The sequence below is a fragment of the Leptospiraceae bacterium genome (assembly GCA_015075105.1).
Taxonomy (GTDB): domain Bacteria; phylum Spirochaetota; class Leptospiria; order Leptospirales; family Leptospiraceae; genus JABWCC01.
In genome coordinates this window covers 871,356-888,749 of the sequence record JABTUZ010000002.1, presented here as the reverse complement: position 1 = coordinate 888,749, position 17,394 = coordinate 871,356, and the positions used below count along the sequence as shown (strand labels likewise).

The following is a 17,394-nucleotide window of genomic DNA, read 5'->3' as shown; positions in this document are numbered from 1 at the left end:
AAGTCTAAATTTGCATTTTTTTAAAGCAGGAGTGAATTTCATGGATAAAGGTTATATTATTTGTGTCGATGATGAAGTATCGGTATTGGAAACTCTTCAAGAGCAATTGAGAAACCACTTTGGCAGCACGCATGAGATTGAAATTGCCACAAGTGCCGAAGATGCACTTTCGTTAATAGACGAAGTTCATGATAGTAAACAAGTTATTGAGTTGATAATTTCGGATCAAGTTATGCCCGGAATGAAAGGTGATAAATTTTTAGAGGAGATTCACAGAAAACTTCCGGATGCGATCAAAATTTTACTTACCGGTCAAGCCGGTCTTGATTCCGCTATCCATGCAATCAATTACGGGGGGTTGAATAGATATGTTGAAAAGCCCTGGAACATTGATTCCCTTTCAAAAGATATTCGGGAGCTTATTGAAAAATTCAGACAAAATCTGGAAAATCAACACATGCTCAATGCACTCAATCGCAAAATTGAAGAGCTTGAAGAAGAAAATCGCAAGTTACAGACTAACTAAAATTTTTGTAATTTTTGTATTTTTTTTTGGAATTTCTCTACCCACTTTTTCTCAAAAAAATCCCGAGAAACAAGATGCAGTAGATTCAGAAAAATCTTTAGAGGACAGTGAAAATAAAGAAATTTCAAAAATAAAGAAACCTAACGAAAAAAAGTTAACTCCTGAACAGCTTACTAAAAAAAAAGAAATTCTTGAAAAAATTTTAAAATTTGGAAGTACCAAAGAAAGAAAAGAAGCTCTCCGTGAGCTTTGGAATTTTCCAAAAGAATATTCTTCTGATCTGTATAAAGTTTTACCGGAGTTGTTGAATGAAGACCCCGATATTTCAATAAAAATTGCAACTATCAAAACAATTTCTGAGCTTGAATTAACCTCTGAAAATAAATCCATAATTAATTCATTATCAAACGAATCGGATGATGTAAAAGAAGCCGCAGTTTACGCAATCCACAAACTAAAAATTGATGAGGCGTGTACAAATCTTTTAGATATACTCAAATCAAAAGATTTTTCTAAAAATACAAACCTCACTTCTTCGATTATTTCCACTCTTGGAGAATTACCCGGTGGTAAAAATGCATATCAATTTTTAGAAGCAAAATTTATCGATAAAACTTCTAACGCAGACATTCGCGCCCAAATAGTTTTGTTTTTTGGAAAAATAAAAGATTTACGTTCTGAAAAAATATTATTAGAAGCAGTTGAAAATGAAGACGAAGAAATAGTAATACGCGCATATTCAATGAATTCTCTAGGAAAAATAAATTCTCAAAGTTCAATCGCCCCACTAAAAAAGATATTAAAAAAAATCAAAGAAGTCAAAGGTAAGGCTGAAATAAAAAAATACTCTCCTTTAAAAATCTACGGGATTAGTGCGCTTGCACTTCTTGGTGATAAAGATATTTTAAAGGAATTGTTTGTTTATGCAAAGGATGATGACACAAATGTGAGAATCCGAGCCATAAAACAATTAGGGGAAATTAAAAGCAAGGAAGCCTTGGAGTTATTGGAGTACAAAGCCAAAAGAGACCCAAGTCCAAAAGTTCAAGCCGCCGCGAAGAAGGCAATCGAAGAAATCAATGGAACTACCGAAAAAAAATAAATTTTTAGCATTGCTCCTAATTCTATTTTTAGAAATATTTACTTCACCTTCCATATTTTTTGCAAAAGAAAAATTTGATTCACTTATATCCAAAAAAGAAAAAAGAATTATAGAATACAAAAATGAGTTAAGCGGTACAGTGAATTTCCCCGAAACCATGAAATTGTTTTATAAAGGGAAGAAAGACGACTTTTTAGTTTTTTATGACTGGAATAGACATGAAGCCTATTATATTTACAGAAGAAATAAATTTGATTACGAAGCAGAAGAGAAAGTTGTTTCTTTAATAGAAGGCTGCGCTTACGAGATTTCAGGAAAATTTTCCGGGATGATAATTTCCGTAAAAAAAGGAGAAGAAAAAATAAACCCCTTCCCTAAGTTTATTCGCAACGGAGAGTTCTTATCCTTAGAAGAGAAAAAAAATAAAGAAAATATTCCTGTTTTCATCTTTCAGTCATTTAGAACCATGGAATTAGATGAATTAATTTATTAACATAAAAAATTTTAGGATAATACATTGGAAGGTCACCACCACAATCATTCTTTTGACTCCTCTAAGAATTTCACGAACCATGCTTTCATTGCAGGCATAGTCCTAAACCTTCTATTTGTTTTTATTGAATTTGGATTTGGTTTTTATTTGAGTTCACTTGGTTTAATTTCAGACGCATTCCATAACCTCAGTGATGTTGTTAGTCTATTTTTATCACTCATTGCATTTCAATTATCTAAAATACTTCCCAATTACAGATTTACTTATGGATATAGAAAAACAACAATCCTTGTTTCACTGATAAACGGAATTATCCTAATGATTGCAATTGGAGGAATTGCAATTGAAAGTGTCTCAAGGATGAATCGCAAACAAGCGTTAAACGGGGAGTATATTGCTTACGTTGCAACCGCTGGGATTTTGATCAATGGGCTAACTGCGTTTTTTTTCTTTAAAGAGAAAGACAATGACCTGAATATCAAAGGAGCGTTCCTTCATTTAGTATTGGATACGTTAGTCTCTGTGGGGGTATTAGTAAGTGGAATTATTATTCAGTTTACGTCTTGGTATTGGGTTGATTCTATTGTTAGCCTTGCAATCATTATTGTAATCTTTGGCTCTGCTTGGAGTTTGCTAAAAGACAGTTTAGTTCTTTCTCTCGATGGTGTTCCCAAAGACATTGATTTGAATTTAGTCAAAAATGAAATCCTAAAAAATAAAGAAGTGAAAGACATCCACCATATCCATGTTTGGGGGATTAGTACTTCACTCAATGCGATGACAGCGCACTTAGTAATAGCAAAAAAAACTAATTTCAAGTTACACGCTAATCTAAAATCAAAAATTAAACACTCTATGGAGCACTTAAAAATTCAACATGTAACCCTAGAGCTTGAATCTGAAGATGAATTTTGTAATAGAGATAATTGCTAAAAAGTTGAACTCTTTTTTTTTGCGATGGCTCGATTATAAATCTCGGTGTATTTCTTGTGACTGTTTTCCCAAGACCAATCGAGTTTCATAATATTTTTTCTGATTTTTGAAAATTTTTCTTTATTGTTATACAACTGAAAGGCTCGATCCAATGCGTAATTTAGTGAATGATCGGCTCCAGGCTCAAATACAAATCCAGTAAAATATTCGATTAGATCCGATTCGTTCACAGAATCTTTTAACCCACCCACTCTCGACACAATGGGTATAGCACCATAGATATGACTATAAAACTGGTTCAATCCGCAAGGCTCAAAAAGGGAAGGCATTAGGAAAAAATCAGATGCAGCTTCAATTTTTCTTGCAAGCACTTCATCAAAACCTTTATAAAAACAAATTCTATAATTTTCATGGTGCGATAAATTCAATAGAGTGTCCTCTAAGTTTTTATCTCCACTACCAAGAAAAAAATAATAAAATGGCAAATCTCTTTTTTGAAAAAAAGAACTCAAGAAAACTCCAAATCCCTTTTGATACGTTAGGCGACCGATCAAACCAATCAAAGGTCTGTCAATATCTGCATCTATCCCAAATTCATTGTATAGAGAAATTTTATTTTGTTGCTTTCCATACCCTGGTGTTTCGCAAGAATAATTTGCATAAATTTTTCTATCAAATTCAGGATTCCACTCATTCATATCTATACAATTTAAAATTCCAGTCAGAGAATCTTGTCTTTGATTTAAAAGCCAAGCTAAAAACTGACCCGATGGCTCTGATAGAATTTCATTTCTATAACCGGGACTCACAGTGGTAATTTCATTAGCGGTAAGCAATCCACCCTTCAGGTAGTTGATCTTATCCAAATGCAAAAGTATGTCTTCCGATATATTGAATGGATCAACTCGTAAAAATCCAGTCATCCATTTCGGGTGATCTCCCTGATAGGCCAGATTATGGATTGTGAAGCAAGTTGGCTTACCGCTATCGTCTAACGCATTAAGTATCATTGCAATTGAAACATGCCAGTCATGTCCATGAACAAGATCGACATCCAATTCCTTCCCTAAATAATAACACGCAGCAGAAAAAACAGCAAAGTTAAAATGTTCATCTGATGCTCCATAAATTGCATTTTTTTGAATAAATAATTCTGACTCAAAAAAATACATAGTCACTCTACCCAAACTTGCTTCGCGAAAAAAAGATCTTTTTAGAATTTGTGAAGTTTCAGAATAGAATGGAGTGTTGCTTGAAATAGCCGGTAGCACCTTCCCCGTGAATTTCGGCTTGTCTTTAAAATTTTGTAATAGAGGCAGAGCAACAGAAACTTCGTGCTCCGATGTCTGAAAATGCGACAAAGAGGAAAGCATATCTGAAAGCCCTCCCACTTTTATAAACGGATAATATTCTGCGGTTGCGTGTAGTATTTTCAAGTTAATCTCTTTTTAGAGATAAATTAATTTTGAATACAAAGAATACAAACCTATTTTTGATAAAACACAAATTTGGGTCCTAACCAATTTATACAAAAAAAATCAGACCTCCTTTCTAAAATTATTCATTGCTTTTAAGCTGACTTGACCGGGGGCTTTAGGAGAACTTAGACAACAATAGGTAAATTTTGAACCGAAATGATCCCCAAAAATTCTGGATACTATTCCTAACTCTCCCATTGCAATAGAAATCAAAGAGTATTCCTTTGAAAGGAATTGCGTATCATCTAAAAAGCATGCAACTTCTTCTATATTCTTGGGAGTTACTGCAAATTTAAAAATCTGTTTTTTTCTCGGAATACAATTTTTCATAATCATAGATTTCATTTTTTTTCGAGAAATAGATTTATAGAAATCATGGTAGGATAGTATTGTAGAAAATTTATTATTTCTAAAATCAGTAAAAATACTTTTGGAGTCCATTTCTATATCTAAATAATTTTTTTGAGAATTAAAATTTTCCAGCACCTGAAAGATTGTGCCTTCTGGAATATTTTCTATTTGGTGCATACTCGAATCTTTTTGTTTTCGGATTGTAAAAATCACAGGTCTGCCAAGTAATTTTAACCTCTGAACCAAACTTGTTTCAACAAATTTTTTTGTTAATAGGTCAAATCGAACTTCAAGGCAGCTAACTTTTTCGAGTATGTTTTTGGTTATAGTGGTCAGCTCATTTTGATCCAAGGTAAGAATTATTCTTGGATTCGATTTCTTCATTTCAAACCTTTTTGAAGTAAATCATGGAGGGAGATTATTCCAACAACTTTTTCTTCTGTATCCAAAATAGGCGCAGCAGAGATAGGTCTATCTCGTTCTTCCATTGCCAAAAGAACATCGTACGCCTTTTCTCCAATCCGAAAATGTGTCGGTTTAGTATTCATAATGTCAGATGCTGTTTTGTCGTTTGTCAGTTTATTCTCTTTCAATAATCTTCGAATATCAAAATCGGTAATAAACCCGAGTAAATGATTGTTCTCGTCTATTACTGACACTGCTCCCACAAGTTTTGAAGTAATTTCGGTTAATATTTCATTTAATTTTTGATTTGCTTTAATCGTAGAATTTTCGTTACCTTTCCGCATAACGTCATCTACACTAAGTGAGAGCCTTCTTCCCAATCTTCCAGAAGGATGATACAAGGCAAAATCATTTTCTTTGAACTTTTTCATTTCCATCAAAGCCATTGCAATTGCATCACCCAAGATCAAAGCTATCGTAGTGCTTGACGTTGGAGCTAAATCTAAAGGACAGGCCTCTTTTAAAATTGGTGTAAATATATGAATATCTGAAGATTTTGCTAAACGAGATTTTGGATTTGCAGTAATCGAAATAATCTTCACACCAATTTTTTTAAAAGTAGGTATAAGAAAAACCAATTCATCACTTTCACCACTTTTTCCTATCGCAAGCAGAACATCCCCTTTTTGAACAATACCTGCATCTCCATGGGCTGCATCTGTCGGATGAAGAAAAAAAGAAGGTGTTCCGGTTGAAGATAGAGTAGAAGAAATTTTTTTAGCAATGTCGCCTGACTTTCCGACTCCGGAAAGCACTAACTTCCCTGTTGATTGAAATATTTCTTCTACTGCAATCTCAATATTTTTTGAGTCAAGATTTGCCCTAAATGTTTTGATAGACTCAATCTCAATATCAATTGCTCTTTCAATTTTTGTAATAATTTGTTCTACCATATTTCATCCAAACCCAACTCTTCAACTTGAACTTCTACCGAAATTGTCTGATTCATCGCAGGCAGTTTCAATACTACTCTTGCATTTTTATTCACTCTTTCAACCTCTGCTTTATGCCCAGCGAAAGGGCCATATTTGATTAAAATTGTTTTTCCTTTCTTTAAACTTTCTTCTTTTTTTAATTTCAGGGTTTCCGGAAAATTTTCTACAAAAATTTTTATCATTTCAATATCTTCTTCCGAAATTATGCAAGGTTTACCGAGATGAAAAATAAAATGATGGGCACCGGGAAGAGAAAGAATTTTTATTCTATCTTTATCGTATTCAATATTCACAAATATATAAGAAGTAAAAAGAGGTGTACTGATAATTTTATAGCGATCCGACCACTTTTTTTTAATTGCCAAAAGTGGAAGATAATTTTCTACTTTGTATTTATTTAAAAGTGCAGATAGTTTTTTCTCTGCTCTGGGGTTTGTATAAAGAGCATACCACATAAATTATTTCACACTCTGGATTCTGAATGCAACCGGAATTTTCAACACTGTTCCTTCCTGTAAAGTAAAATTCCAATTTCTAATTACACGCATAAACTCATTTTCAAAAACTTGGTATTTGCATTTATTTATCGGATGAACCCGAATTGCCTTATTTTCTTTTCCTATTTCTACACTCCACTCACAATTTGACTCCCACCCATTTTCTAAGGCTACCGGAGGGTAGGTAATTTTATTTTGGATATTTTTTATTTCTTCTGACTCGGCACCCTCCAAAGCAGATTGATATTGATTGATATTTGTTTCACCCTTCCCTTGAAATTGAAATGCTATTAGCCCGACAGGATAATTCTGAGTTTCCCCTTTTTGAATCAAGATAGATAATTTGCTCTGAGAAAAAAAATATTCCGAATATAGAAAATACAAACCATACCCTAAAAGGTGCAAAGTAAATGACAAAATTACAGAAATCTTGAAATCCATACCAAATTATCCACTGAAATTTCTTTTTATCAAATCGTAAAGTCGAAAACTGCCTGTGACCAAAAGTGGAAGATGGCTGTTTTGGGTAAGCTCTTTCAGTTGATCTTGGCTTATAGTCTCGATTTTTTCAGAAATTAAATGAATTTCCAAATATTCGCCAGACCTATAAAGATACACCTTTTCGATAAATGGACTCGATAAGAAAACTTTTACCATTTCTTCTCCATCTTTATCTTTTAAACAAGCAAATACAACATTTAACTTATGGAAATAGAATTTACTTTGAATTGACTTTAAAAGATACTGAATCGCAGATACGTTATGCGCAACATCAAACACAACAAGAGGCTCTTCTTTTAAAATTTCTATTCTGCCCGGGGCACCATTCTTAACCTTATATACAGAAGAATCAAATTTTGGATCAATCACATTGAAAATAAATTTGCAAAATTCTAAATTGTAGGAAAGATAATCTATATCCTGAAATTCTTTCGTAAAAAAAAATGTCTCAATATTTTTATTTTTGCAATACCCGGAAATCATTTCATTCAATTCTTGATTTTCTTGGTTGTAATAGAATAGAAATCTTGTATATTCCGATGAAATCGCCAATTTTTCTTTTAAAATATCTACTTCGGTCTTTCCCAATATTTCAGAATGATCCAAACTTATTTTTGTCAGAATTAAAATATCAGAAAAAGCCAATTTTGTAGAATCAAATCTCCCGCCAAGACCAGCTTCGTAGATTTCAAGATCGCAATTTTCTTTCTGAAAATAAAAAAAAGCCATAATCGTAAATATTTCAAAATACGAAAGCTCACTCAATAAATCTTCGTAATAGAAAGATAGCTCTCGAAATAGTGAATTTAATTTCTCTATAGAAATTTTTTCTGCATTCAAACGAATTCTCTCTTCTTTATGCAAAAGATGAGGAGAAGTAAACAACCCGACTTTCTTATACAAATTTGAGCTTATAGCTAACTCAGAAAGAAAGTGTGACACAGAGCCTTTTCCATTAGTCCCAATCACTGAAATACGAAGAGGGATTTTTGCTTTTGAAAATCGTCTATCTAAATTTAGTAACTTTAATGCAGACTCAAACTTTTCTAAACTATAACTTTTAAATACATTAAAATTTCTTGTCTTTTCTAAATTAGGAAGTTGGTCTAAAAATTCATCAAAACTCATTTTAATATTTTAAAAACTTGAGTTTTGACTTTTTCAATAATCTTTTTTTCGACTTGAATGCTTGTGAATATTTCAAACTGCTTCATCGCTTGATAAACAAGCATTTCATAACCCAAGATAATTTTTGCCTTTCTTTTCATTGCGAGTTTGACCAATGGAGTATGACAAGGATTATAAACAATATCGAATAACGTATGATTATTTGAAAAAAAATCTTCTGATAGCAAAATATCTTGATCGTAGTTTTTCATTCCAAGAGGAGTTGTGTTGATAACAAGGGATACATCATCTTTTACTTCACCAATTTGTTGCACTGGGATGTATTCAGATATTCCGGGGGAAGTAGAATTTAACAAACTCACCAATTCCAAAGACTTTATTTTATTTCTCGCAGAGATATAAATCTTTTTCTGTTTCATTTCTTTTGCCAATGAATATGCGATACCTCTGGCACTTCCTCCGCTACCTAAAACAACAACATTAGAATGCAATATTTTATTTCCTGAATTTTTTATAGATTCAACCGCACCATACCCGTCTGTGTTATTGGCTAATATTTTATTCTCTTGAAATGTTAAAGTGTTGGCAGCTTTCATCCATTCGGATGTTTCGTCGTTTTTATGTGCAACCGAATAAGCCCATTCTTTATAAGGAATAGTCACAGACAGTCCTTGTACATTCAAATTTTGAAGTGATACTAAAGTGCTATCTGGATTTTGAGTCTCAAAAACTAAATAAATTCCATCCAAACCATATTCTTGAAATAGATAGTTATGAATTAGAGGCGATAGAGTGTGGGATAAAGGATTTCCAAGAATTCCAAAAATTTTAGTCTTATTTGATATTTTCATCATTTTCTTATACTTAAAAAATTTATTTACATAGAAAAGAATATTTTCATTTTTTAAAATATGTTTTTTACTATAATAAAAAAAATTGGTGCAAAAAAATCGCCATTTTTACGATAAATTTAACAGTATGTATTTTGAACATTTTTTATTAGCTCCATTAGCCTCCCCTTCAGCTCCTTGGACAGTTTTAGTTGATATTATATTTTTAATAGCTGTGTCCGCAGTAGTTGCTTGGTATTATTACTTCTATCTTAAAAAAGATTTACTGGGTAAGTTTTTAGGTACAATTTTAGTCGCTTCCGTTGGAGCACTAATTGTTTTTGCAATCCTACAAGATGCTTTGCGAAATATTATTATGTGGTTGATCTCTCCAAAAATTGGATCGACCCAATTATCCAACGTAAATTTGATTGCCGTATTTTTAGGAGCTTACCTTGCCCTATACATTATGAATAGAATTAATCACGATCGCAACAGAAGAGATTAACCTTTATCCATAAATAGTTTGCCAAAAAAATCGCTTCGATACAATTTTTGTGTAACTGTAAGTAAAATTTAAGAATGAAATGGAAAACCTTCCTCGAGTGTAATTGAAAATTACTCAAGGTAGCATTTTTTATTGTTCGGTCAATAGAAAATTCTCGATCATTTTCATACCACCCTCTGTAGCAAAAGATTCAGGATGAAATTGAATTCCTTCTATAGGAAAACTTTTGTGCCTTAATCCCATGATTTCTTTGTCAACTGTGGAGTTTACAAACGCAGTGACTTCCAAACAAGGTGGAATAAGAGATGAATCGACTATTAGAGAGTGGTATCGCATAACTTCCAAATCCTGAGGCAAACCGGAAAATACTCCCCTGGAATCATGTTGAATCCTGCTTGTTTTGCCGTGCATGGGAATCTTGGCTCGAATCACCCTTCCTCCAAAATAATGTGCAATACCCTGCATCCCAAGACAAACTCCAAGTACACGAGTTGTTTTCCCGACATGCAGTAGAACGTCCGCACACACTCCAAAATAATTTTTATCTGCCGGGTCTCCCGGTCCAGGAGAAATTATAATCCTATCGTAGTTTTGCTTTTGAATCTCTTCAATTGTAATTTCATTATTTCGAATAACGTCAAGTTGAAAAAACTTTTCTGAAGATTCTAAAATTTCTCCTGCATATTGATAGAGATTGTATGTAAATGAATCAAAGTTATCGAGTATTAAAACTTTCATTGATTTCCCGAAAATTTTTTTATGACTTTTTCAATTGCGGCTGATTTTCTTATGACTTCATCATACTCTCCTTCAGGTGTTGAATCATAAACTATTCCGCCTGACGCTTGAGTAAATGCATAACTTCCTGAAATAAATAAAGTTCGTATCGGAATCGCAAAAGTGCAATCTCCATTAAAACCAAAATGCCCGAGTGCACCACCATAAGGGCCCCTCGGATTATTTTCCAGTCTTTCAATGATTTTCATAGATTCGATTTTTGGAGCGCCTGAAAGCGTTCCTGCCGGAAATGAAGTTGCAAGTCCTGAAAACATGTCTTCTCTCTTCTTAATGATTCCTGTTACTTCGCTGGAAATATGCTGTATATGACTAAATTTTTTTATATCCATGAGTCTTCTTACTTTTACAGTTCCAAACTTTGCGACTCTTCCTACATCGTTTCTATGCAGATCAACGAGCATATTGTGCTCTGCAATTTCTTTAGGATTGTTCAGAAGTATTTTTGCTAATTTTAAATCTTCTTCAGAATAGTCTCCTCTTTTAATCGAGCCGGCTAAAGGAAAAGATTCGATTTCTCCATTTCTGAGTCTAAACAATAATTCCGGGCTTGCTCCGATCAATCTTTTATCGGAAAATTTTAAATAAAACATGTGGGGAGAAGGATTGATTTGTCTTAATTCTGAATAAATCGGTAACGAATCTCCTCGAATTTCAAATTCAGACTTAAAACCAACCTGACATTGAAAAGTATTTCCTGATTTGATTTCTTCAATAGCAGCTAAAACTTTCTCTCGATGCTCTTCTTTGGTCATAGAATATCCGAGAGATTTAATGATCGGATTTTCAGGTTTAGGAACTTTGGCTCTAATAAATTTTTCTACTTTTGAAAATCTGTCTTTCTCAAAATGAAAATAGAAAACCTCTCCCGTCATTTTATCCAAAATCAAACCATCTTCATACACTCCAAATTGAAAAATAGGAAAGAGCTGATGAGTTTGTAATTTCAATGAAGGCTCAAAATAGTTAATCGCTTCATATCCGATATAGCCAACAAGGCCACCAGAATAGTTTCTAGAAAGGACGTTAGACGGGATTATCCTTCTTAATTCATAGTATGGATTTTCAGTCTGAAAAGATTCTTCACCTACTTGAATAGAATTTTCTTTCCCAGTTAAAATTATCTCAGGATCAAGACCGATTATAGAATACCTTGAGTCATACCCTTCTCGACCTAAAGATTCCAGATAGAAACAATTTTCAGTTTCTTTTTCGATCTTTTGAAATAGCTCATAAAAATCAATATTTTCATCGATCTTTCTATAATTGGCTTTTCCTGAAAGTTGAATTTTAGGTATCGACATAGACTTACTTCCACTTTTTTAAAAAAAGGAAGTTAGTCAAATATTTTGCCGGGATTTATAATTCCTTTTGGATCCAATACTTTTTTAATTTCTTTCATAAGTAGAATCTCTTCTTCTGTTCTGGAGAATCTCAAAAAATCTTTTTTTAATAAACCGATTCCGTGCTCTGCACTGATCGAACCTTGGTATTTTTGAATCAATTCAAACATCATCGGATCTACTTTTTTACAAGAATGAAAAAATTCTTCGTCAGAAATTGAGCTTGGTTTTATCATATTCAAATGTAGGTTTCCATCTCCAATGTGTCCAAATAGAGCAAACTTGAAATCAGGATAATTTTTCTTCAACAGAGCTTCCATTTCTTTTAGAAAAGCCTCCATATTTTTTAGAGGAAGTGAAATATCATTTTTATGCACAGTAAATCCAAGAGAAATACTTTCACTAATCCCTTCTCGGTATTTCCAAAAGGTTTCTTTTTGTCGGGAGTTTTGAGCTACGCTTCCATCCAAGACTAATTCCTTCTCCGAAATAGACTCTAAAAAAAGAAAAAGTTTTTCTTCATCGTTTTCTTCTTGAATTTCAAATTCTAATAAAATATAGTAATCGCTTGGAACCGAAAAAGGATCAGGAATTCCTAGATGCTCCTTTACTTTTTCGAGGCAATACCCTGTAAAAAATTCATAAGCAAGAAGTGGAATTGGGACATTATGCGTTTCTCTAAAAATTTCTAATATCTTTGAATATTTTTCTACAGATACAAGTAGGACTCTGGAATCGTAAGGTTTTTTAGTTAGGCGAAGTGTGGCTTCAGTGATAATCCCCAATGTTCCCTCTGCTCCAATAAATAATTGTTTTAAATCATAACCAGTGTTGTTCTTTAAAACTCCACCGTTGAATTTTAGTATTTCTCCCGTACCTGTTACCACTGTCAGTCCTAAAACCCAATTACGAATCAGTCCATAACGCACAACTCGCACCCCACCTGCGTTAGTTGCGATGTTTCCTCCGATATGCGAAGATCCAGTAGATGCAAAATCTACCGGAAAGTAAAATCCATTCTTCTCGGCTTCGTTCTGTAAATTTTTTGTGATCATCCCGGCTTCGACAGTTATGGATCCGAAAAAAGAATCAAGCTCTATTAACTTATCCATTTTTGAAAGTGAAATTACCAACTCTCCTTTTCTTGCAATTGCACCACCGGCGTATCCTGTCCTTCCCCCCGATGGAACTAGTTTGATATTCTCTTCATAGCAAACTCGGACAATCGACGAAACTTCTTCGGTTGATATCGGGAAACAAAGAATATTATAATCAGGAGAAAAAACTTTTGTTCTATCAGAACCATAGGAATCAAAAGTTCCTGTATCCATAGAATTTTCTTCGCGAAAAAAAACTCTATCTCTTCCAAGAATTGAAATTAGTTGTTCTTTATACTTCATGCGATTTGTGTTAGCTCCATCTGAGAATTGAATGGCTGCTCTGTCCCCGGAGTTAAAATTTTATATATACCATTTGAAAGAAGGATTCGTGCCTTTGTATTATCCCTTAATATATAGTCTTTTATTTCTAAAATTTTGGACTTCATCTTTTCGTCAAGAATTGGAAACATTACTTCTATTCTCTTCTCAAAATTTCTTGGCATACAATCCGCAGACGCAAGAAAAATTTTTGGCTTTCCATTGTTATGAAATATATAGATTCGTGAATGCTCTAAAAATCTTCCAACAATTGAACGAACTTGAATATTTTCAGAAACGCCAGGAATCCCCGGACGAATGCAGCAAACCCCTCTAATGACTAAATCAATTTTCACCCCGGCAATGCTTGCCTTATACAGTGCAACCATTACATCCGGATCGACTAAAGAATTCATTTTTAAAAAAATTTTTGACTCGATTCCTTTTTCTGCATTCGTTGTCTCTTCACTAATTAAATCCAGAATATCTTTCTTTAAATTGTGCGGGGCTGCAGAAAGTTTTTTTAGCTTTGGCATCCTTGCAAAACTTGTTAATGCATTAAACAAAAGACCTACATCTTCGGTAATCTCTTCATTCATCGTCAATAAACTTATATCAGTATAATATTTTGCTGTTGTGGAATTATAATTTCCAGTTCCAAGATGCACATAACGCCTCAGCTTATCATTTTCTCGCCTGACTATCAACATCATCTTGCAATGAATTTTTAAACCTACTACTCCATACACAACATGGACTCCAGAGTCTTCAAGTTTTTGTGCCCATTTGATATTTCTTTCTTCATCGAATCTGGCTTTGAGTTCCACAAGAACAGTCACCTGCTTTCCATTTTCTGCAGCCTGACCAAGATACTGAATAATAGGAGAGTCTCCACTCGTACGATACAAAGTCATTTTAATCGCAAGGACTTTTGGGTCTTCACTTGCTATTTTTAACAATTCCTCAATAGTTTGAAAACTATCAAAAGGGTGATGCAATAGTTTATCACTTTTTCTGATGGCAGAAAAAATCTTCTCCGGATTTTCTAATTGTAAAGCATTCTTGGAAATAAAAAAGGGAAATTTCAAATGTGCAGTTTTCTCTAACCCATAAAAATACATCAAATCGTTCAAATTCAAAATACTAGGAATTTCGTGAATCTCAGTTTCATTTAAAAAATTCAATTCTTCTAAGGTGGACTTAACAAGACCGGCAGCTCCCTGATGAACATCTAATCTCACTGCATCTCCCCAAATCCTGTTTTTCAACTCATTCTTTACAGATAAAAGCAAGTCATTGGCTGTCTCTTCATTAAAAGAAATATCTGCATCCCTTAAAATTCTGAAAGCGTGAATCTCTTTGATAGTCATCCCAAAAAAAATATCAGACAGATGAAGTTTAATAATTTCTTCCAACGGGAAAAATCTTTCTTCAGATTCAGAGTTTGGTAACTTTAAAAATCTCGGTAAGACGGATGGAACTTGCACTACTGCAAATAAGTCTCTTCGAGTAACTTTGTCTTCATCAGAGCTAAGCACAATCGCAAGATTCAAAGTTCTATTCAATACATGAGGGAACGGGTGAGACGGATCAATCGACAAAGGTGTCAAAATAGAAGATACTTCTTCTTTGTAATATTTCTTTATAAACTTAATTTCATCCTGATTCAATTCAGAAGGGTTGACTATGATATTTATCCCATTTTGTTTTAATTCGGGCATTATAGTTTCCGTTAAGATTCTATACTGACTTTCTACGAATTCAGAAACTTTTTTAGAAATACTTAAAAGAATCTCAGAAATTCTCATTCCGTTTAAACTTTTTTCGTCGTTCCCTGCTTTTTTGTGAAATCGAAGACCCGCAACCCGTATCATAAAAAATTCATCTAAGTTGGTTTCTGTAATACAGAGAAATTTTAATCTCTCTAAAATAGGATTTTCCGGGTTTTTCGCCTCTTCTAATACCCTACAATTAAAATCTAACCAAGAAAGCTCTCTATCAAAAAATAATTCGGAGTTGTCTTTATCTATTTTTGTTTCATCCATAGTTTCGCTAAAACGACATAAGTATTTTTTTAAAATATCGTTAAACTACAAAGTATTTTTTATTGGATTTTAAGTAATCTTTTTTCTAAATAAGACGAATATAAAAAAGGAGAGATATATGCCTGCTTTTACTATGCCGGGATTAAGTTCCGGACAAAATACAAACGAAATTATCAAAAAACTTGTAGAGCTTGAAGCAAGACCTATCAAACGCCTTGAAAAAGAAAACAACTTTAACAAAGCCCAAGTCAAGGTTTATGGTGAATTAAAAACTCTTGTAACGAATCTGCAGTCAAAAACAAAACAACTCGTATCTTTTACCGCACCCTTTGCAGCAAAAAAAATTGTATCTAACGAAGAAGGCTATATTTCCGGGGAAGCAACAAGAAGTGCAAAACCCGGCAAGCGCAATATCGAAATCTTAGAACTTGCCACTAAAAATCAGGTAGCCGGAAACAAAGTAAACCCTGAGATCAAACTTTCAGCAGGAAAATTTTCTATTCTTTCAAAGTCTTTAAGAGCAGACATTGATTTTCCGGGAGGAACTTTAAACTCTCTCGTTGACTCCATAAAAAACAATGCTCACGGAATCGCTGTAGCTTCAATTACAAAAGTAGATTCAGAAAATTCTGTAGTATCACTTTCGGCACTTCAATATGGGGAAGAAGCAAAACTCATATTTCAAGACCCAAACGAAATCCTAAAATCAGCCGGACTTGTAGGAGAAAATACTCCAGAGCCAGAGCCTAAAAAAACTTCATTCTCGATTAAACAGGATTTGCCAATTGCATTTCAATCTGAGAAATTTTCAAATAATGATAAAGAGGGATTTAAAGCAACCACCACAACTGACTCATTTTCTTTGAAAACAAAAACAGCTTACACTTTTCAAATAGAAAAACAAAAAGTTGAAAAAAATTCATATATCGAAGGCAGTGTGAATTTAATTAATAGTAAACCGAATGATATACAAATAGGATTTTACTATTTATTGGGAGAAGAGGAGAAAATATATTTTGAATCTCCCGAAATCAAAGAAGATAAAATTAAATTAGCAATTCCAAGCTCAATCAAGAATAGAGACATCATAAAAGTAATTTTTTCTAACTATAGTTCGGAAGATATTGTATTTCAAAAAATCAGTATTGTAACACCTCCGGAAATAAAAGGTGCTGTACCCGCAACTATAATCACAGAAGCCAAAGACGCAAAATTAAAGTTAGACGGAATCGAAATCACCAGAGATAAAAATGAAGAGATTAAAGATATTTTAGAAGGTGTTTCTTTAAGCATTCACAAAAAAACCGAGAAACCAATTATTGTTGATATAGATGTAGATGCCGAGAAAGGGATCAATATGTTAAAGGAATTTGTTGCAGCTCATAACGATCTTGTAAAATATTCTCGTGATGTTACGGCAGTCAATCGAGATGGAAAAATTTCAGACTCAAAACAATCTAACGACAGAGACCCGAATTTTGATATATCTTCCGGATTCTGGGATAACAAAAATAAATCAGGAATATTATCGGGAGATAATGCAGTGCTTAGGATGCTATCTGGAATGAGAACTATTACCAGTGCATCTTACCCTTCTTCTTTTGAATCCGGTTATCGAGTTCTGTCTGATATAGGGTTGTCCACTGGGGCTGTAGGTTCAAGCTGGAAACAAATACAGGAAGGGCTTCTACAAGTTGACGAAGAAACTTTAAAGCGTGCTTTATCCGACAACCCAGAAGCAGTTAGAGAATTATTTGCATCAGATAACAACGGAGATAGCAGGATGGATAATGGTCTCGGTGTTCAACTTCTCGAACACTTAAAACCATACACACAATACACATCTGGATTACTATCAACAAAAATAAAATTAGCCGAAGACTTAATAGCAGAAAATAATAAGAAAATTAAAAACTATGATTCTCATTTGAATGGCTTTGAACAAAAACTAAAAGCAAAGTTTATGTACATGGAGCAAGGCATGGGAAAAAACAAAGCTATAGGTGCTTACCTAAATAATAATTTAAAAATGAATAAGGAATAAAA

17 protein-coding genes are annotated in these 17,394 nt (G+C 33.4%); 6 read left to right on the top strand and 11 right to left on the bottom strand.

Annotated elements, in window-relative coordinates; translation table 11 throughout:
- Positions 1-40: 40 nt before the first annotated feature.
- From HS129_14025 to HS129_14010, 4 genes are read left to right on the top strand one after another with little or no spacing between them, the layout of a single operon-like run.
- Entirely contained in the window at positions 41-526 is a 486-nt protein-coding gene (locus tag HS129_14025; protein ID MBE7413153.1) for a response regulator, read from the top strand.
- Positions 492-1,628: a HEAT repeat domain-containing protein gene (locus tag HS129_14020; GenBank protein ID MBE7413152.1), complete on the top strand. Its 1,137-nt coding sequence runs from the start codon at positions 492-494 to the stop codon at positions 1,626-1,628. Before HS129_14025 ends, HS129_14020 begins: the two co-directional genes overlap by 35 nt.
- On the top strand, positions 1,606-2,121 hold the full coding sequence (locus HS129_14015; GenBank protein ID MBE7413151.1) for a hypothetical protein: 516 nt from the start codon (positions 1,606-1,608) through the stop codon (positions 2,119-2,121). The genes HS129_14020 and HS129_14015 overlap by 23 nt, the downstream gene beginning before the upstream one ends.
- 24 nt (positions 2,122-2,145) lie before the next feature.
- Complete coding sequence (locus HS129_14010; protein MBE7413150.1) at positions 2,146-3,054, top strand: cation transporter; 909 nt, start codon at positions 2,146-2,148, stop codon at positions 3,052-3,054.
- On the opposite strand, the gene HS129_14005 is transcribed toward HS129_14010, so the two are convergent.
- The 7 genes from HS129_14005 to aroE form a co-directional block, all read right to left on the bottom strand.
- On the bottom strand, positions 3,051-4,490 hold the full coding sequence (locus HS129_14005; GenBank protein MBE7413149.1) for a glycogen synthase: 1,440 nt from the start codon (positions 4,488-4,490) through the stop codon (positions 3,051-3,053). The two genes, HS129_14010 and HS129_14005, sit on opposite strands and share 4 nt — an antisense overlap.
- A 102-nt stretch (positions 4,491-4,592) precedes the next feature.
- Positions 4,593-5,267 carry a type I 3-dehydroquinate dehydratase gene (locus HS129_14000; GenBank protein ID MBE7413148.1) on the bottom strand — a complete coding sequence of 225 codons (675 nt, stop codon included), beginning with the start codon at positions 5,265-5,267 and terminating at the stop codon, positions 4,593-4,595.
- Positions 5,264-6,241 (bottom strand): KpsF/GutQ family sugar-phosphate isomerase, encoded by a 978-nt coding sequence (locus HS129_13995; protein ID MBE7413147.1) that lies wholly within the window; start codon positions 6,239-6,241, stop codon positions 5,264-5,266. The genes HS129_14000 and HS129_13995 overlap by 4 nt, the downstream gene beginning before the upstream one ends.
- A complete protein-coding gene (locus HS129_13990; GenBank protein ID MBE7413146.1) occupies positions 6,235-6,738 on the bottom strand; it encodes a UpxY family transcription antiterminator in 504 nt (167 codons plus the stop codon). The genes HS129_13995 and HS129_13990 overlap by 7 nt, the downstream gene beginning before the upstream one ends.
- A gap of 3 nt (positions 6,739-6,741) precedes the next feature.
- A complete protein-coding gene (locus HS129_13985) occupies positions 6,742-7,221 on the bottom strand; it encodes a hypothetical protein (GenBank protein MBE7413145.1) in 480 nt (159 codons plus the stop codon).
- Between the two features lie 6 nt (positions 7,222-7,227).
- On the bottom strand, positions 7,228-8,409 hold the full coding sequence (locus HS129_13980; GenBank protein MBE7413144.1) for a bifunctional folylpolyglutamate synthase/dihydrofolate synthase: 1,182 nt from the start codon (positions 8,407-8,409) through the stop codon (positions 7,228-7,230).
- A complete protein-coding gene (aroE, locus tag HS129_13975) occupies positions 8,406-9,260 on the bottom strand; it encodes a shikimate dehydrogenase (protein MBE7413143.1) in 855 nt (284 codons plus the stop codon). The genes HS129_13980 and aroE overlap by 4 nt, the downstream gene beginning before the upstream one ends.
- 127 nt (positions 9,261-9,387) lie before the next feature.
- On the opposite strand from aroE, the gene HS129_13970 reads away from it, so the two are divergent.
- Entirely contained in the window at positions 9,388-9,747 is a 360-nt protein-coding gene (locus HS129_13970; protein MBE7413142.1) for a hypothetical protein, read from the top strand.
- A 129-nt stretch (positions 9,748-9,876) separates the two neighbouring features.
- Here HS129_13970 and HS129_13965 read toward each other — a convergent pair whose 3' ends face one another.
- From HS129_13965 to ppk1, 4 genes are read right to left on the bottom strand one after another with little or no spacing between them, the layout of a single operon-like run.
- The gene (locus tag HS129_13965) at positions 9,877-10,485 is read right to left on the bottom strand and encodes an aminodeoxychorismate/anthranilate synthase component II (protein MBE7413141.1); all 609 of its coding nucleotides are present in this window, start codon (positions 10,483-10,485) and stop codon (positions 9,877-9,879) included.
- Positions 10,482-11,846 (bottom strand): anthranilate synthase component I family protein, encoded by a 1,365-nt coding sequence (locus HS129_13960; protein MBE7413140.1) that lies wholly within the window; start codon positions 11,844-11,846, stop codon positions 10,482-10,484. Before HS129_13960 ends, HS129_13965 begins: the two co-directional genes overlap by 4 nt.
- 32 nt (positions 11,847-11,878) lie before the next feature.
- On the bottom strand, positions 11,879-13,285 hold the full coding sequence (locus HS129_13955; protein ID MBE7413139.1) for an FAD-binding oxidoreductase: 1,407 nt from the start codon (positions 13,283-13,285) through the stop codon (positions 11,879-11,881).
- On the bottom strand, positions 13,282-15,348 hold the full coding sequence (ppk1, locus tag HS129_13950; protein MBE7413138.1) for a polyphosphate kinase 1: 2,067 nt from the start codon (positions 15,346-15,348) through the stop codon (positions 13,282-13,284). The genes HS129_13955 and ppk1 overlap by 4 nt, the downstream gene beginning before the upstream one ends.
- A 118-nt stretch (positions 15,349-15,466) precedes the next feature.
- Between ppk1 and fliD the strand changes: the two genes are divergently transcribed.
- A complete protein-coding gene (fliD, locus tag HS129_13945; GenBank protein MBE7413137.1) occupies positions 15,467-17,392 on the top strand; it encodes a flagellar filament capping protein FliD in 1,926 nt (641 codons plus the stop codon).
- Positions 17,393-17,394 lie beyond the last annotated feature (2 nt).

What these genes read in the sequence shown, in the direction of transcription:
- HS129_14025 (MBE7413153.1), top strand. Translation starts at nt 41, where the DNA reads ATGGATAAAGGTTATATTATTTGTGTCGATGATGAAGTATCGGTATTG.
- HS129_14015 (MBE7413151.1), top strand. Translation starts at nt 1,606, where the DNA reads ATGGAACTACCGAAAAAAAATAAATTTTTAGCATTGCTCCTAATTCTA.
- HS129_14000 (MBE7413148.1), bottom strand. Translation starts at nt 5,267, where the DNA reads ATGAAGAAATCGAATCCAAGAATAATTCTTACCTTGGATCAAAATGAG.
- HS129_13995 (MBE7413147.1), bottom strand. Translation starts at nt 6,241, where the DNA reads ATGGTAGAACAAATTATTACAAAAATTGAAAGAGCAATTGATATTGAG.
- HS129_13990 (MBE7413146.1), bottom strand. Translation starts at nt 6,738, where the DNA reads ATGTGGTATGCTCTTTATACAAACCCCAGAGCAGAGAAAAAACTATCT.
- HS129_13985 (MBE7413145.1), bottom strand. Translation starts at nt 7,221, where the DNA reads ATGGATTTCAAGATTTCTGTAATTTTGTCATTTACTTTGCACCTTTTA.
- HS129_13980 (MBE7413144.1), bottom strand. Translation starts at nt 8,409, where the DNA reads ATGAGTTTTGATGAATTTTTAGACCAACTTCCTAATTTAGAAAAGACA.
- aroE (MBE7413143.1), bottom strand. Translation starts at nt 9,260, where the DNA reads ATGAAAATATCAAATAAGACTAAAATTTTTGGAATTCTTGGAAATCCT.
- HS129_13970 (MBE7413142.1), top strand. Translation starts at nt 9,388, where the DNA reads ATGTATTTTGAACATTTTTTATTAGCTCCATTAGCCTCCCCTTCAGCT.
- HS129_13965 (MBE7413141.1), bottom strand. Translation starts at nt 10,485, where the DNA reads ATGAAAGTTTTAATACTCGATAACTTTGATTCATTTACATACAATCTC.
- HS129_13960 (MBE7413140.1), bottom strand. Translation starts at nt 11,846, where the DNA reads ATGTCGATACCTAAAATTCAACTTTCAGGAAAAGCCAATTATAGAAAG.
- HS129_13955 (MBE7413139.1), bottom strand. Translation starts at nt 13,285, where the DNA reads ATGAAGTATAAAGAACAACTAATTTCAATTCTTGGAAGAGATAGAGTT.
- ppk1 (MBE7413138.1), bottom strand. Translation starts at nt 15,348, where the DNA reads ATGGATGAAACAAAAATAGATAAAGACAACTCCGAATTATTTTTTGAT.
- fliD (MBE7413137.1), top strand. Translation starts at nt 15,467, where the DNA reads ATGCCTGCTTTTACTATGCCGGGATTAAGTTCCGGACAAAATACAAAC.